Here is a 14640-nt window from a genome sequence, read left to right on the forward strand (position 1 = left end):
CGTCCCCGCCGGCACCAGCCGCCTGCGCGTCACGCTGAGCGCGGCGCACCGGGACGAGGACGTCTCCCGGCTGATCGACGGCTTCGCCGCGGTGGCGGCGTGATGCCCGGCCGTCCCCTGCCCGCCCCGGCCGCGCGCCCGACCCTGCTGTTCGTCCACGGCTGGGCCTTCGACGCCTCGTTCTGGGCGCCGCTGCGCGCCGAGCTGGCCGACTGGCCGCAGGCCGTCTCCGAGGCCGGCTATTTCGGGCCGGCCCGGCATCCCGAGGTCGCGGGCCCGGTCGTCGCCATCGGCCATTCGCTGGGCGCGCTGCGCCTGCTGGGCGGGTTGCCGCGGCACTGCCGCGCGCTGGTCGCCATCAACGGATTCCCGCGCTTTGCCGCCGGTCCCGGCTTCGAGGCCGGCGTGCCGCCCCGCATGCTGGACCGGATGGGCAAGCGCCTCTCGGCGGACCCCATGGCCGTGCTGCGGGACTTCCGCCAGCGCTGCGGCGCGGCGGAGCCCTTCGGCGCGGCGACCGGCGAGCCAGCCGGCGCCCCCCTCGGCGCGCCCCGGATCGAGGCGCTGGACCGCGATCTGCAACGCCTGCGCGACGACGACCAACGCGCCGCCCTCGCCGCGCTGACGCTGCCGCTGCTCGCCCTGGCCGGCGACGCCGATCCCATCGTGCCGGCCGTGATGACGCGGGCGGCCTACGCGGGCCGGCCGGCGGACGAATTGCGCTGGCGGGAAGGCGGCGGCCACTTGCTGCCCCGGTCCGACGCGGCCTGGTGCGCCGCGCGCATCCGCGACTTTCTTTCCCGCCTGGCGCCCGAGGCATGACGCAGGCGCCGCGCAACACCCGGGTCGGCGCGCGCTTCGGCGCGGCCGCCCCCCGCTATGACGAGCACGCGCCCGTCCAGCGCATCACGGCCGAACGGCTGGCCAGCGATATCGCCCTGCTGCCCCTGCCCCGCCGCCCGCGCATCCTGGAGATCGGCTGCGGCACCGGGATGCTGACCCGGGCGCTGGCGCGCCGCCTCGGCCCGGCCGACTGGACGGTGACGGACATCTCCCCCGGCATGCTGGACGCGTCGCGGCGCCACCCGCCCTTGCCCGGAACGGCCCGCTACCAGTTGCTGGACGGCGAATATCCGGAAGGGCTGCCCGGCGGCTACGACCTGATCTGCTCCAGCCTGGCGGTGCAATGGTTTTCCGACCTGAACGCCGGCCTGGGCCGGCTGGCCAGGTTGCTGGCCCCGGGCGGCTGCCTGGCGGTGGCGACCCTGGCCGCGGACACCTTCGGCGAATGGCGGGCGGCGCATCGCGCGGCCGGCCTGGCCCCGGCCACGCCCGCCTATCCCCCGCCCGCCGCCATCCGTCCGGACATGGGCAATCTGGCGGGTGGCGTGCGCGCGGAACGGCTGATACATAATCATCCCGACGGCCTGCATTTCCTGAAAGGCCTGAAGGGCATCGGCGCCACCACCCCGGCGCCCGGCAGCAAGCCGCTCAGCGCCGCCGCCTTGCGGCGGGTGCTGGCGGCGTTCGACGAACAAGGAGCCACGGTGACTTATCACCTGGCCTATGGCATGTGGAAAAAAACTGACTCGCCCCCGCCGGGGGTCTTCGTGACCGGCACCGATACCGGCATCGGCAAGACGCTCGTGTCCGCGATCCTGGCGCGCGCCTGGAACGCCGATTACTGGAAGCCGGTGCAGACCGGCGTGTCCGAAGAGCCGGGCGACACGGAAACCGTCGCGGAGCTGGCGGGGCTTCCGCCCGAGCGCCTGCACCTGCCCGCCTACGTGCTGCAGGCGCCGCTGTCGCCGTGGGCGGCGGCCACGCTGGAAGACGCCGTGGTGGACGCCACCAGCATCGTTCCGCCCCCCACCCAGGCCCCGCTGATCGTGGAAGGGGCCGGCGGACTCTACGTGCCCATCGACGACACGCACATGATGATCGACCTGATCGCGCGGCTGGACCTGCCCGTGGTATTGGCGGCGCGCAGCGGGCTGGGCACCATCAACCACACCCTGCTCAGCCTGGAGGCGCTCAAGCGCCGCGGCATTCCCGTGCTGGGGGTGATCATGAGCGGCCCCTTGTCGGCGGGCAACAAGGAAGCCATCGAGCGCTTCGGCAACGTGCGCGTGCTGGCCGAGATTCCGCCGCTGTCCAAGGTGGACGCCAGGACGGTCGATGCCCTGGCGCAAGGCATTCCTCCGCTGAGCGAGTGCCTGGCGGCGCTGGGCGGCGCGCCGGCGGTGGCGAGCTAGCCGGACGAGCGGGGGCGGACCAGCCGCCGCGCGGGCCGCGGCGGCATCGGGCGTTCCCGAAGGCCTGCTCCATTACAAATGCGTACAAAATAAATCCGGGCCCGGCCCGCCGCTCCTCCCTTCGGATTCAGGCGCGTTGCCCTCCATTCGGCCGCCAGGATGGCTACCAAAGCCTCAGCTTCGGCATGGGCTTTGGCCGCGGGCCCGCCATTTCTACATCCAAAAGCCACATCCGGCCTTGTCGCCGGCCCCCCTCGCGCGTTGTTGACCACTAACTCGACACGGCTATAGATTTCCGTCGCATTGCAGTTCGATTCGCTGGCAGTTGGTCGTGTTCCCAGGTTTTCTTCTTTGCAGGAGAGCTGGCATGGTCACCAGAAGGCTGCAGATCCCCGTCCTTGCCCCCAAACCCAACCGCAATTTCTTCGACGGAACGCGTCCCGGCGTCCCTGTCCTGAGGCCGGCCGACCTGCTGGCGTTGCGGATCGAACTGCGCAACCTGGCGGTCTCGCCGGGCCAGCCGCCCCGCCTGAAGAAAGCGGGCGACGGGCCGGCCACGCTGATCGTGCACTTCCCGCCGCAATCGATCGTGGAACAGACGTTCTTCGAAACGGCCGCGGCCGGCACGACGAAACAGCCTCCGCCCCGCCCCACGCCCGAAGCGCCCGATCCGGGCGGCGGCCAGGACGCGCTCACCGGCCCGCCCGTCCGGGCGCGCATCGCGGGCGAATCCCGGCTGGCCTTCTCCGTTCCCGACGATTTCGACGCGCCCTATACGCTGGAAGGCGTGCTCGCGGCGATCGAGTCGCTGCCGCCGGCGGTGGCCGCGAACGCGCGCCCGCCCGCCGCGGCCGCGCCGCGCCTGACGCTGCGCGACCTGTTCGACAGGCGCCTGGACAAGCTGGCCCCCGCGCAGCGCGCGGCGCTCTCCAGCTTCGCCTTGCGCAATGCGCGCATCGCCACGCAGCAGGACGCGCCCGGCGCGCTGCGGTTGCGGCTGGCGGGCGGCGGCCCCGGGCTGCGCGTGCCGAGGCCGGGCGCGGTGATCCGCCCGGTGGAGCGCGCCGGCGGCCTGGTGGAGATTCTCAGGCGCGGGCCCAAGCCCGCGCCGCCCACCGCGCAGCAAACCGCCATCGAACTGCCCTGGCGCCTCATCCTCAGCCCGCACGCCGAAGAGCGCTGGCGCCACGCGAAGTCGCCCGCCACCTCGGCGGCCACGCAGCACACCGAACTGTGGCACTCGCGCCTGCTGACCGCGCCCGGCGAGAACGCGGGCATCGAGCCGCCCGCAGCGGACGCCCGGCGCACGCTGCGCGCCATCTGGGCGCTGGGCGGCGAAAGCACGACCAAGCCCATGCAGGCGGCGTTTCCGGTGCCGGCCGACACCCAGCTGCCGAAGCCGGACAACTGGCCGTTCCGCATGCCGATGACGGACTTCGACCGCTACCAGATCGCCCATCTGTCGTCGAACTTCTCGGTCGCCAACTACACGCCCCAGCCGGTCGACGCCCGGCTGCTGATGCTGTCGGCGCTGGGCGCGTGGCTCGACTCGCGCGGCAACTGGGACGCGCCCGGGCTGTCGCTGGAAGAGTGGACCCATCGCGGCGCCATGGGCCGCGACCACTTCGTGCGCATCGTCTATAAGGGCTTCCTGTTCCCCTTCGGCCATCGCGCCTCGCTCGTGAAAGTCAGCGAGCGCAAATTCCATCCCGGCACGGCCGGCAACACCGCCTACCTGCGCCAGCGCCTGTTCATCATCGTGCGGCAGCGCGAGCGCGTGTACGCCGACCCCGACCTGCAGGCGCGCGACGGCGGCGACCCGATATTCCTGCATCGCCAGATGCCGTTCTCCAGCGTGCGCATCCTCACCGCCGTCACGCCCAGCTTGGACCGGCCCACCGACGCCGCCTGCAACATCGACAACATGGGGCAGTTGCTGTTCTGGCCCTGCGTGGCCGGCGCCCCGTTCAAGTTCGCCTGTTCGGCCACCGACATCGACGGCCGCAACGTGCAGTTCGACCTGCCCATGATCTTCATGGACGGGGGCTACGCCAGCCCGCGCGAACAGCGGGGGCTGTGGCTGGCGCCCAGCTACGGCGCGGCCGAGACCTTCGCCGTCAAGACCCAGACGGCCTGGCGCAAGCCCGAGCGCAGCGACCGCCGCATCGCGCTGCTCAAGCAGCAGCGCGTCACGCTGGCGCCCAGCCGCAAGGCCGGCGATACCGCCGCGCAGGTGGACTCCATCGAGTTCGACGCCGTGGTGGAACCGGGCAACGCCCAACTGCGCGCCTACAGCGATTCCTTGAACGGCCCGCTGTTCTACCCCGGCATCCGGCGCGCCTCGATCCGCATCGCGGCCCTCTCCAAGCTGACCGGCAGCGACAAGACCAGCACGCTCAGCTGGAATGCCCATTACCTGAAGTTCGGTTTCGACGCCGCCAATGCCGGCCAGGTCTTCGGCGACATCGACGCCGACCCCATCCATCGCGGCGGCGCGGCGCTGGACTTCTCGTCGCAAGGCGACCGCGCGGGAGGCTTCGTGCAGCCCAACCTGCGTCCCACGGCGCTATCGCGCCTGGCGGGGCCGGTCAGCGGCAAGGTGGAGGAATTCGTGGCGGGCAGGATGAGCGGCGAAGACGTCTTTCCCAAAACCCTGTCCGACCTGCCCCTGCCGCTGCTGTTCGGCTGCATCCCGCTGGGCGAGGTGATCGAGGCCGTGGCGGATGCCGCCGGCAAGCCCGAACAGGTGCCGCGCTTCGTATCGGAAGCCTGCTCGCAGCTGGAAAGCCTGGTCAACGACATGGGCCGACTCTACGGCCTGGTGGCGGACCTGGCCCAGCAGCCCGGCCGCATCGCCGAAGGCGCCTTGAAGGCGCTGCGCGCCACCCTCGAAGACCTGCTGGGCCAGGCGCAGGCTTATGCGCAGGCGCTGGTGCAGGATGCGCGGGCGCGCGTCAACGCGCTCACCGCCGCGCTGGACGCGGTGCTCGCGCAGGTCAAGCAGCTGGAGGGCCAGTCCTTCGACGCCGTCCCCGCCCTGCCCGGGCTGCCCGCGGCGCTCGACGCCGCGCGCGCCGCGGCCCAGGCGCTGCGGACCACGGCCGACGCGAAAGTGAACGGCTTGGGCCTGCCCGACGGGTATCGACAATCGCTGTTGCAGGCCGCCAGCCTGACCCAGACCCTGGCCGACAGCGTGGGCCTCGTGCCCGTGCTGCTGACGCAGGGCAAGGCGCTGTACGACGCGCTGGACGCCGTCGTCGGCCATCCGGACCAGCTGGACGAACTGTTCGCCGATGCCGCCGCGCTCAAGCCGCGCCTGCAAGCGATCTCGGCCGCGGCCCAGCCCCTGTCGGACACCGTCGGGAGCGCGCGGCTGCTGGAAGGCGCCCCGCGCCAGGTCGCGCAGACGGCGCTGCGCGCGGTGCAGCTGGCGGTGGACGCCGTGCTGGCCAGCGCCGAGCTGCTGGAACTGCTTACCGGCGACGAGCTGACCCTGCGCTTCGACTGGAACCCGGTGATACGCAACTGGTCGATCAAGGCCGGCGACCCGCCGCTCTTCGTCGCCAACGATCCGCACGGCTTTCGCGTCGCGGTGGAGGCCCGCGTCCGCAAGAACGGACAGAGCGCGCCCAAGCTGTCGGTCACCTGTTCGCTCAAGAGCTTCGATCTGGTGCTGATCGCGCCGGCCAGCTTCCTGGAACTGAACTTCGAGAAAATCGAGTTCCGCATCGACACGGCCGCGAAGATGGACGTGGACGTGCTGCTCACCGACATCAAGTTCGTCGGCCCGCTGTCCTTCGTGGAAACGCTGCGCGACCTGATCCCGCTGGACGGCTTCTCCGACCCGCCCTACCTGGACATTTCGCCCAAGGGCGTGGACGCGGGCTTCGACCTGGCGCTGCCTGCCATCGCGATCGGGGTGTTCAACCTGTCCAACCTGAGCCTGGGAGCCGGCTTCACCGTGCCCTTCATCGGCCAGCCCCTGGCCGTGCGCTTCAACTTCTGCACGCGCGAGCAGCCCTTCAACCTGTCGGTCTGCATGTTCGGCGGCGGCGGCTTCTTCGGCATCACGCTGGACCCCAGCGGCATCCAGATCATGGAGGCCGCGTTCGAGTTCGGCGCCAGCGTCTCGGTGAACCTGGGCGTGGCCTCGGGCGGCGTGCACGTGATGGCGGGCATCTACTTCCGGATGGAGAAGAACGCCTGCTCGCTGGCCGGCTACTTCCGCATGGGCGGCTGCGTGAGCGTGCTGGGCATCGTCAGCATCTCGATCGAGATCTACCTGGAACTGCGGTACGAGTTCGAGAGCGGCAAGTGCGCCGGACGCGCCACCATCACCGTCGAGATCGAGGTCTTCATGTTCTCGATGAGCGTATCGCTGTCGTGCGAGCGCAAGTTCGCCGGCTCCAACGGCGACCCGGGCTTCCGCGACCTGATGGGACCGAGACCGGACCTGCCGCTGGCGCAGGAACTGGCGCAGATCGACGACGACACGGAATACGCGTGGCGCGAGTACGCCGAAGCCTTTGCCTGAGGAGCCCCCCATGGCCAAGCAAACCATCGTCTGGACCGCAATCCCCAATGGCCGCGTGCCCGACGGCGCCGACGCCGGCCGCTTGCGCATCTCCATCGTGGCCTCGCCCCGCCTCACGCCCGAAGCCGCGAACGAGCAGCGGCTGCGCGCCTTTCCGGATTGGGTGAACTGGCCGCGCACGCTGGAGCGGGTGCGCTTCGCGCTCAAATCCGGCGCCGACGAAATCGAGCTGGAACCGGCGCCGCTGGCCGATCCCGCGCTGTGGGAGCGGCTCCTGCCCAAGACCACGCCGGTCGCGGGATTCGTTTTCCGCGACATGAGCGCGGTCAACCTGTTCTCGTATTCGGTCGCCGCGCTGCTGGGCATGACCCGCAAGCATTATGGCCGGCTGGCGGTGCAGGCCACCGGCACGCACCCCACCCTGCTACCGTGGCGCAAGGCGCATCCGGGGTTGAAGGACATGCTGTCCGACTGCGGCACGCGCACCGTCGTCGTGCCCATCTCGGACCGGCGCATCGAACTGCCGCTGCCCGGCTTCGACCGCTTCTTCGACGACGGCGGAGACGGCGCTGAGCGCGTGCTGCGCGGCCAGGTCTACGGGCCGCACAGCATCTACGAAGGCCGCGCCGCCGCGCCCGGCGTGGACGCCGAGGGCAACCCCCTGCCTCCCGTCGGTTTTCCGCTGCGCGCCCTGCCCACCCGGTGGAACGACGCCGCGCTCAGCAACGCCGACCAGAACCTGATGAAGCAGTGGAATTCCCAGGCCGAATACACGCTGTTCCAGGCCAACCGCTTCTACCGCCGCGAACCGCCCACCGAGGCGCAGCGGGAGATCCGCCGGCCGGACGGCAAGAACGTGCCCCCGCCGCCCGCCCTTCCCGACATGGACTTCCACGCCATCGTCGCGTCCTACGGCGATTACCCCGCGCTGTTGCGCCAGCTGGGCCTGGTCATCGACTGCCTGCTGCCGCCGGACTCGCCGCTGGACCAGCAGCTGGCGGCGGCGCCCTCGGCGCAAGGCCGCTTCTTCCTGGCCCTGCGCTGGGCGGACGCGCGCGACCCAGCCGACGACGCCTGCCCCGCCACCGCCTGGACGGGCGACCGGGACCGCTTCACCACGCGCCCGCGCAACCCCGACCACGAACGCGGCATGCTGAAGCTGCGCCGCGCCGACGACAGCTGGAACCTGTACGAGCCGCGCAGCCCCTTCGACGTTTATCAGGTCGACCCCGACGGCGCGGCGCTGAAGACCGTGGACTTCCTGCTGACCGCGCAGAACCTGGTCGCCCGGAGCCTGGCGCTGGGCGCCGACGGCGCCGTGACCTACACCACCGGCGACAAGCAGGCCGTGGCCGCGCTGCGCTCGGGCGGCCTGGGCGTGGCCCGGCGCGGCCGCGCCTGGGAGGTCGCGCAGAACGCCGCCGCCGCGGCGCTGAAGAACGCCGCGCTGGCGGGCGCGCCCGGCAGCATCGTGCTCTATACCGAAGACCTGTTGCGCGGCTACCGCGTGGACGCGCAGCCGCAGATTCCCGGCGATCCGCAAGCCTGGCGCTCGCTGTGCCGGCGCTCCGGCGTCTACCGCTGCACCGACGGCGGCGCGCCCCTGGCGCTGCCCGACGACGAAGGTTACGTGAAGGGCGCCTCCACCACCGGCGGCAAGGAGCCGGACGACCACTACCTGCATGAATCGCTCTTTCGCTGGACCGGCTGGAGCCTGGTCGCGCCGCGCCCCGGGCGCACGCTGCGCGACCGCCAGGACGCCGACAGCGGCGTGCAGGGCGAAGTGCCCGAAGACGTGCGGGACACCGTCAGCGAAAAAGGCAACGGCCTGGCCGTCAGCTTCGCCGCGCTCAAGGGCAGCCTGCCGCGCCTGCGCTTCGGCATGCCCTACCGCTTCCGCGCGCGGCTGGTCGACCTGGCCGGCAACAGCCTGGCGCATGACGATCCCTCGCTGGAGCACGACGACAACGTCACCCAGCCGGTCACCTACTGGCGCTTCGAGCCGGTGGATCCGCCCGCCCTGCTGCACCGCGCCCGCACCAGCGAAGGCGAATCGCTCGAACGCATGGTGATCCGCAGCAACCTCGGCATGGATCCCGCCGCCTACCGCGACAGCCCGGACTTCAAGGACGCGGCCAAGCAATCCGCCTCGGCGGACTTCGAATACACGCCCGCCAACGAACGCCACGTCGTGCCGCCCAAGTCCTCGCAGCTGCAATGCGAAACGCACGGCCTGTTCGATGCCCTGATGGGCAGCCCCGCCGGCATCAAGCAGGCCTACGAAATCTCCGCGCGCGACGCCGCCACGCTGTATGACGCGGGCCCGGGCACGCAGATCGAACTGATCACGCCGCAATCGCTGGACAAGATCGCTACCACCGACGCCGTGCCTCCCGGCCCGCCCTCGGCCGAGCGCCCGACCGGCGAGCGCCTCGCCGCCGGGCAGTACGTCATCCACCGCGAGGCGCGGGTCCGCACGCCCTACCTGCCGGACCCGGCGGCGGGCGGCTTCGCGCTGCGCGCGCAGGCCGGCCACGCCCTGCCCGGCGTGACCGGGCCCAAGGTCCTGGGGCCCAGCGCGGTCATCGCGCAGACGCCTGCCCAGGAACTGGTGCTGCTCGTCAAGCACGCCGGCGCCTGGCCCGACGCGCAGGGATTCCGCATTGTCCTGCAGGAGCGCAAGGCCACGCTGGACGATCCGCCCTGCGCCGAGCGCTATCCCGACGACGGCGCGCCCTCCTGGGACGAGGCCGAACGCGTTCTCACCTTCTACCTGCCCAAAGGCCGCATCGCTCGGCTGCGCTATTCCAGCTTCGTCAATCCGGGGCTCGCGAACACCTTCGGCATTCCCGCGTGGGCCGGCAACGAAGGCGAGCGCGCCACGCTCCGCCTGTCGTCCGTGCTCGGCAGTTGCTGGATGGTCACGCCCTACCGGCCGCTGGTGCTCGTCCACGCCACGCAGCAGCCGGTGTGCGATCCCGTCCTGCTGCTGCCCGGCCAACCCCAGCGCGGCGCCGGCGAACCGCACGTGGACCTGCAGGCCCGCGTGCGGCTGCACGGCCCCACCACGGGCAAGATCGAGGTCGAGGCGGACTGGCAGGAATGGGTCGACGATCCCGACAAACCCCGTCCCGAGCGCGTGGCCGGCCATGGCGTGCTGGCCGAGATCCCGCTGACGGAAAACTACGCCAACCTCTTCAGCCTGAGCAACGCGGTCGAAGAACAGCAGGTCGACCCCGCCAAGCCGCGCGCGCCCGGCAACCGCCACGAATTCGGCGACACCCGCTTCCGCCTGATCCGCTACCGCCTGCGCGCCACCACCCGGTTCCGCGAATACCTGCCGCCCGCGCTCTACGAGCAAGCGGACAAGGTGACGCGCGCGGGCCCCGTGGCCGACGGCCCGCTGGTGGAAACCGGCGCGGACGACGACCCGGGCGCGCCCGTGCGCGTGCGCGACGGCGCCGCGCAGAACACCGTCGTGCGCGCCAGCGCGCCGCCGGACGCGCCCCGCCTCATGTACGTGCTGCCCACGTTCCGCTGGCAGGAAACCGCGAGCGCCGCCAAGCTCGACGTGACGCGGCTGGGCAACGGGTTGCGCGTGTGGCTGGAGCGTCCGTGGTTCTCGTCCGGCGACGGCGAACTGCTCGGCGTGGTGATCTACGGCGACGGCAGGAACTTCACCGACGTCCCCGACACCCTGACGCCGCTGGTGACGCAATGGGGCATGGACCCGCTCTGGGACACGCCCCAGCCCAAGCACCGCACGCGCGTATCCGACTTCCCCGCGCGCGTGGCCGACGAGGTCGTCACCCTGCAGGAAATCCCCACGCAGCAGGTTCACGTCGTGGGCCACCGCGTGCGCTGGCACGAAGAGCGGGCGCGCTGGTATTGCGATATCGAACTCGATCCCGGGCGCGCCTACATGCCCTTCGTGCGGCTGGCGCTGGCGCGCTACCAGCCCAACGCCATCGATTCGGCCAAGCTGTCGCGGGTGACGCAGGCGGAATTCTCGCAGGTGCTGCCGCGCCGACGCGCGCAGTTCGAACAGAAGCGCGGCCGCCTGAGCTTCAGCCTGCGCGGCGTGGTGCCCGCGCACGGGCCGATGAAATTCCCGCTAGACTCGGAATACCTGGACATCTCCTTCATCCCCGGCATCGGCCAGACGCCCGAGACCGGCCGCAACCGCGTCGAGCTGGTGTTCCAGACCCGCGACCCGGCGCTGGACAGCGACCTGGCCTGGAGCGACGCCTCGGTGCTGGCCTCCGGCCTGCTCGACCCGGCCGGCGCGGCCGCCGCGCCCGTTCCCCCGATCATCACCGACCGCCTGCGCGAACTGCCGCTGCGCGAGATCGCAACGCCCGCCGCGCTGAACGAACTGGCCTGGCTGGGCGAAGGCCTGGCGGCCGGCCCCGTCGTGCGCTTCCCGCCGGTGCTGGAAGGCCCGATCCTGGGCGACCTGCTGGATCCGGTCATCTGGTCGGCCGGCGTCGCGATCCCCGACCGCGGCGGCAAGCCCGCCCGCATCGCGGTGCGCGAATACGAGCGCTACTACACGGACGAGTGGGTGCCCGAACAGCGCGGAGGCGCCCAGCGCCGACGGCGGGTGGTGGAGGAGCGGCTGGTGTACACGGCGTTCTTCGAACTCTAGCGATACCGCGCGCGCCAGCGCCTGTTGCTCCTGACAGCGCTTCGCGCAAGCCCGAGGGCCGCTCTCCCGCAGGCCCTAGCCCAGCGCGCCGCTCTCCCGCAGGCGCGCCGCCTGCGCGGCGTCGATGCCCGCTTCGGCGAGCACGTCGTCGCTGTGCTCGCCGAAGGCGGGCGCGGCGCGCGGCGCCGGGGCCTGGCTGCGGCCGTACTTGATGGCCTGGGCGAACCCCCGGTAGCTGCCCACCACCGGATGCGCGAAGGTCGAGATCATGCCTTCCGCCCGGACCTGCGGAAAATCGAACATGTCCTCCACGCCGCGCGCCGCCGCGCAGGGCACGTCCTCGCCGAACAGCGCTTCCCATTGCAGCGCGGTCCTGCCGCGCAGCGCCTCGCGCAACAGCGGCACGATCTCGTCGCGGTGCCGGGCGCGCTTGCGCACCGAGTCGTAGCGCTCGTCGGCCGCCAGCGCGTGCAGGCCGGTCCTGGCGCACAGCGCCTGCCAGAAATGCGGCGTATTCGCCGAGATGTACAGGTAGCCCTCGCCGGTGGGATGGATCCCCGTGATGCCGCCCGAGCGCATGTCGCGCCCGATCTGCCGGGGCTCGCCCTCGGCCCACACCAGACGCGCCGACTGCAGCGCCAGCGCGCTGCGCAGCAGGGAAACGCCCACGTACTGGCCCCGGCCGCTACGCTCGCGCTCGTACAGCGCGGAGGCCACGCCCGAGGCCACCATGGCGGACGCGTAATAGTCCACCACCGACCCGTAGAGCACCTCGGGCGGCCCCTCGGGCTTGCCCTGCAACGCGCACATCCCGGTCATGGTCTGCAGCACCTGGTCGTAGCCCGCCTTGTCTTTCAGCGGCCCGGTTTCGCCGTAGCCGGTGACCGCGCAATAGATCAGCCGCGGATTGATCTCCGCCAGCTGCTCGTAGGCGATCCCCAGGCGCGGCGGCACGGCGGGCCGGAAGTTATGCACCAACACGTCGGCGCGCGCGACCAGCTCCCGCAGCACGGCCCGGGCGTCCTCGCGCTTCAGATCCAGCACCAGCCCGCGCTTGCCGCGGTTGACGCCCAGGAAGGCCCGGCTCTCCGCCTCCAGCGTCGACGGATACTTGCGCAGATTGTCGCCCGCGGGCGGCTCCACCTTGATCACGTCCGCCCCCTGGTCCGCCAGCAGCGCGCAGCCGTAGGGGCCGGCGATATAGGCGCTCAGGTCCAGGACCCGCACGCCGTCCAGCGGGCCCGCGCTCGCCGGCATCGTCGCGGCGGCCGTCATCGCGCCCCCTCGCCCGCGACCATGCGCAGGACCGCCTCGGCGCGGCGCAGGAACGGACCGTCGATCATGCGGCCGTCCACCACGAAGGCGGCGACGCCTCTGGCGCCGGCCTCGCCGGCCGCCTGCACCACCCGGCGGGCATGCGCCACTTCCGCGTCGGTCGGCCGGAAGGCGGCGTTGGCCAGCGCCACCTGCCTGGGATGAATGCAACTCTTGCCGATGAACCCCAGGCGGCGCGCCAACTCGGCCTCCGCCTGGAAGCCCGCCGTATCCTCGATGTCGGCAAACGCCGAATCGTAGGCGAACACGCCCGCCTCCGCCGCCGCCAGGCGCACCGTCAGCATCGCCTGGCGCACCGCCGCGGGTTCGCGCCGATCGATGCCCGCGGGCTCGAACAAGTCACCCAACCCGAGCTGCAGGCCCACCACGGCGGGATGGGCCGCGGCCAGCGCCGCCGCGCGGCGCAACGCCCGCGGCGACTCGATATTCAGCAGCAGCCCGACGGGATGGTCCACGCCGTTGGCCCGCCGCGCCTGATCGATCGCGCCCGCCGCCGTCCGCACGTCCGCCTCGCTCTCCGCCTTGGGCAGGTTCACCATGCCCAGGCCCTTGCGCACCACCGCCTGCAGATCCGCATGAAAATGCGCCGAATCCAGCGCATTGACGCGCACGATCAGCGTCTTCGCGGCCGCGCCCGCCTCGGCGGACCCCAGCAGGCCGGCCAGATGCCCGCGGGCCTCCTCCTTGCGCTCGGGCGCCACGGCGTCCTCCAGATCGAACGACAGGGCGTCGGCCGGACCGGCCAGCGCCTTGGCGAACAACTCGGGACGCGATCCCGGAACGAACAGTTTGCTTCTCATGCGTGGACTCTCGGGTAACGGCGTTTTCCGCTCATTGGATGGAGATATTGCGATCGGCCGCCACCTGCTTCCACTTGGTGGCGTCGGCCTGCACCAGCGCCGCGAACTGCGGCGCGGTCAGCTCGGCCGGAACCGCGCTTTCCTCGGCGAACATGGCGCGCATCCTGGGATCGTTGACGATGCCCCGGATCTCCGCGTTGAGCTGCTCGACCAGCGGCGCGGGCGTGCCCGCGGGGGCCAGCACGCCCCACCACAGTTCCACCGAATAGCCGGGCTGTCCTTCGCCGATGGTGGGCAGATCCGGATAGAACTGCGAACGCTCGGGCGACGTCACCGCCAGGACGCGCAGCTTGCCGCCCTTGAGCAGCGAGGCCGTGGACGCGAAGCTGCCAATCACGAAATCGACCCGTCCGCCCGCAAGATCGTTGAGCGCATGCGACATGCCCTTGTACGGAACGTGGACGAAGGTCGTCTTCTCGCCCCCCGCCAGGATCTCGCTGGCCATCTGGTTCACCGATCCCAGCCCCGCGCTGCCGTAGGTCAGCTTGCCCGGCTCCTTGCGGCCCACGGCCAGCAGGTCCGCCATCGACCGGTACGGGGACTCCTGCCCCACCACCAGCGCCATCGGGCTGCGCGCCAGCATCGCCACCGGCGCGAAGCTGCTCACCACGTCGTACTTCAGGTTGGTCTGCACCGCCGCGTTGGTCGTCAGCGTGGACGACGACAGCATCAGCACCGATCCGTCCTTGGGCGCCCGGGCCACGTATTCCGCGCCGATGGCGCCGCCCGCGCCGGGGCGGTTCTCGACGATGACCGTGGACGAAATCCGGCCGCCCAGCTTTTCGGCCAACACGCGCGCGAACACGTCGTTGCTGCCGCCAGGCGGAAACGGCACCACCATCGTGATCGTCTGCGGCAAGGCGGGCGGCGCGGCGGCCGCGCCCGCGGCCAGCCCTCCGGCCAGGCACGCGGCCGCCAGGCGCGCGAGGATTCTGTTCATGGCATGTCTCCCTGACTGCGGTCCGGCGTGCATGCGACGCATGCCTGAAAGGCGCCAGCCGTTCTTGT

7 protein-coding genes are annotated in these 14640 nt (G+C 71.6%); 4 read left to right on the plus strand and 3 right to left on the minus strand.

Annotated features, from left to right (window positions below; translation table 11 throughout):
• Positions 1–102: 102 nt before the first annotated feature.
• The 4 genes from ADE01S_RS28040 to ADE01S_RS28055 all read left to right on the plus strand — a co-directional run bounded on the left by ADE01S_RS28040 (position 103) and on the right by ADE01S_RS28055 (position 11437).
• Complete coding sequence (locus ADE01S_RS28040) at positions 103–822, plus strand: alpha/beta fold hydrolase (protein WP_062685050.1); 720 nt, start codon at positions 103–105, stop codon at positions 820–822.
• Positions 819–2255: a dethiobiotin synthase gene (bioD, locus tag ADE01S_RS28045; RefSeq protein WP_062685051.1), complete on the plus strand. Its 1437-nt coding sequence runs from the start codon at positions 819–821 to the stop codon at positions 2253–2255. The genes ADE01S_RS28040 and bioD overlap by 4 nt, the downstream gene beginning before the upstream one ends.
• 367 nt (positions 2256–2622) lie before the next feature.
• Positions 2623–6789 (plus strand): hypothetical protein, encoded by a 4167-nt coding sequence (locus ADE01S_RS28050; RefSeq protein ID WP_062685052.1) that lies wholly within the window; start codon positions 2623–2625, stop codon positions 6787–6789.
• A 10-nt stretch (positions 6790–6799) separates the two neighbouring features.
• The gene (locus ADE01S_RS28055; RefSeq protein WP_062685053.1) at positions 6800–11437 is read left to right on the plus strand and encodes a hypothetical protein; all 4638 of its coding nucleotides are present in this window, start codon (positions 6800–6802) and stop codon (positions 11435–11437) included.
• Positions 11438–11512: 75 nt separating this feature from the next.
• On the opposite strand, the gene ADE01S_RS28060 is transcribed toward ADE01S_RS28055, so the two are convergent.
• The 3 genes from ADE01S_RS28060 to ADE01S_RS28070 are packed head-to-tail and all read right to left on the minus strand — an operon-like array spanning position 11513 to position 14572.
• On the minus strand, positions 11513–12712 hold the full coding sequence (locus ADE01S_RS28060) for a CaiB/BaiF CoA transferase family protein (RefSeq protein WP_062685054.1): 1200 nt from the start codon (positions 12710–12712) through the stop codon (positions 11513–11515).
• Complete coding sequence (locus tag ADE01S_RS28065; protein ID WP_062685055.1) at positions 12709–13572, minus strand: HpcH/HpaI aldolase/citrate lyase family protein; 864 nt, start codon at positions 13570–13572, stop codon at positions 12709–12711. The genes ADE01S_RS28060 and ADE01S_RS28065 overlap by 4 nt, the downstream gene beginning before the upstream one ends.
• Before the next feature lie 31 nt (positions 13573–13603).
• On the minus strand, positions 13604–14572 hold the full coding sequence (locus tag ADE01S_RS28070; protein ID WP_075873517.1) for a tripartite tricarboxylate transporter substrate binding protein: 969 nt from the start codon (positions 14570–14572) through the stop codon (positions 13604–13606).
• Positions 14573–14640 lie beyond the last annotated feature (68 nt).

Origin of the sequence: Achromobacter denitrificans NBRC 15125, from assembly GCF_001571365.1 — a bacterium.
GTDB lineage: Bacteria > Pseudomonadota > Gammaproteobacteria > Burkholderiales > Burkholderiaceae_B > Achromobacter > Achromobacter denitrificans.

What these genes read in the sequence shown, in the direction of transcription:
- ADE01S_RS28050 (WP_062685052.1), top strand. Translation starts at nt 2,623, where the DNA reads ATGGTCACCAGAAGGCTGCAGATCCCCGTCCTTGCCCCCAAACCCAAC.
- ADE01S_RS28070 (WP_075873517.1), bottom strand. Translation starts at nt 14,572, where the DNA reads ATGAACAGAATCCTCGCGCGCCTGGCGGCCGCGTGCCTGGCCGGAGGG.
- ADE01S_RS28055 (WP_062685053.1), top strand. Translation starts at nt 6,800, where the DNA reads ATGGCCAAGCAAACCATCGTCTGGACCGCAATCCCCAATGGCCGCGTG.
- bioD (WP_062685051.1), top strand. Translation starts at nt 819, where the DNA reads ATGACGCAGGCGCCGCGCAACACCCGGGTCGGCGCGCGCTTCGGCGCG.
- ADE01S_RS28040 (WP_062685050.1), top strand. Translation starts at nt 103, where the DNA reads ATGCCCGGCCGTCCCCTGCCCGCCCCGGCCGCGCGCCCGACCCTGCTG.
- ADE01S_RS28060 (WP_062685054.1), bottom strand. Translation starts at nt 12,712, where the DNA reads ATGACGGCCGCCGCGACGATGCCGGCGAGCGCGGGCCCGCTGGACGGC.
- ADE01S_RS28065 (WP_062685055.1), bottom strand. Translation starts at nt 13,572, where the DNA reads ATGAGAAGCAAACTGTTCGTTCCGGGATCGCGTCCCGAGTTGTTCGCC.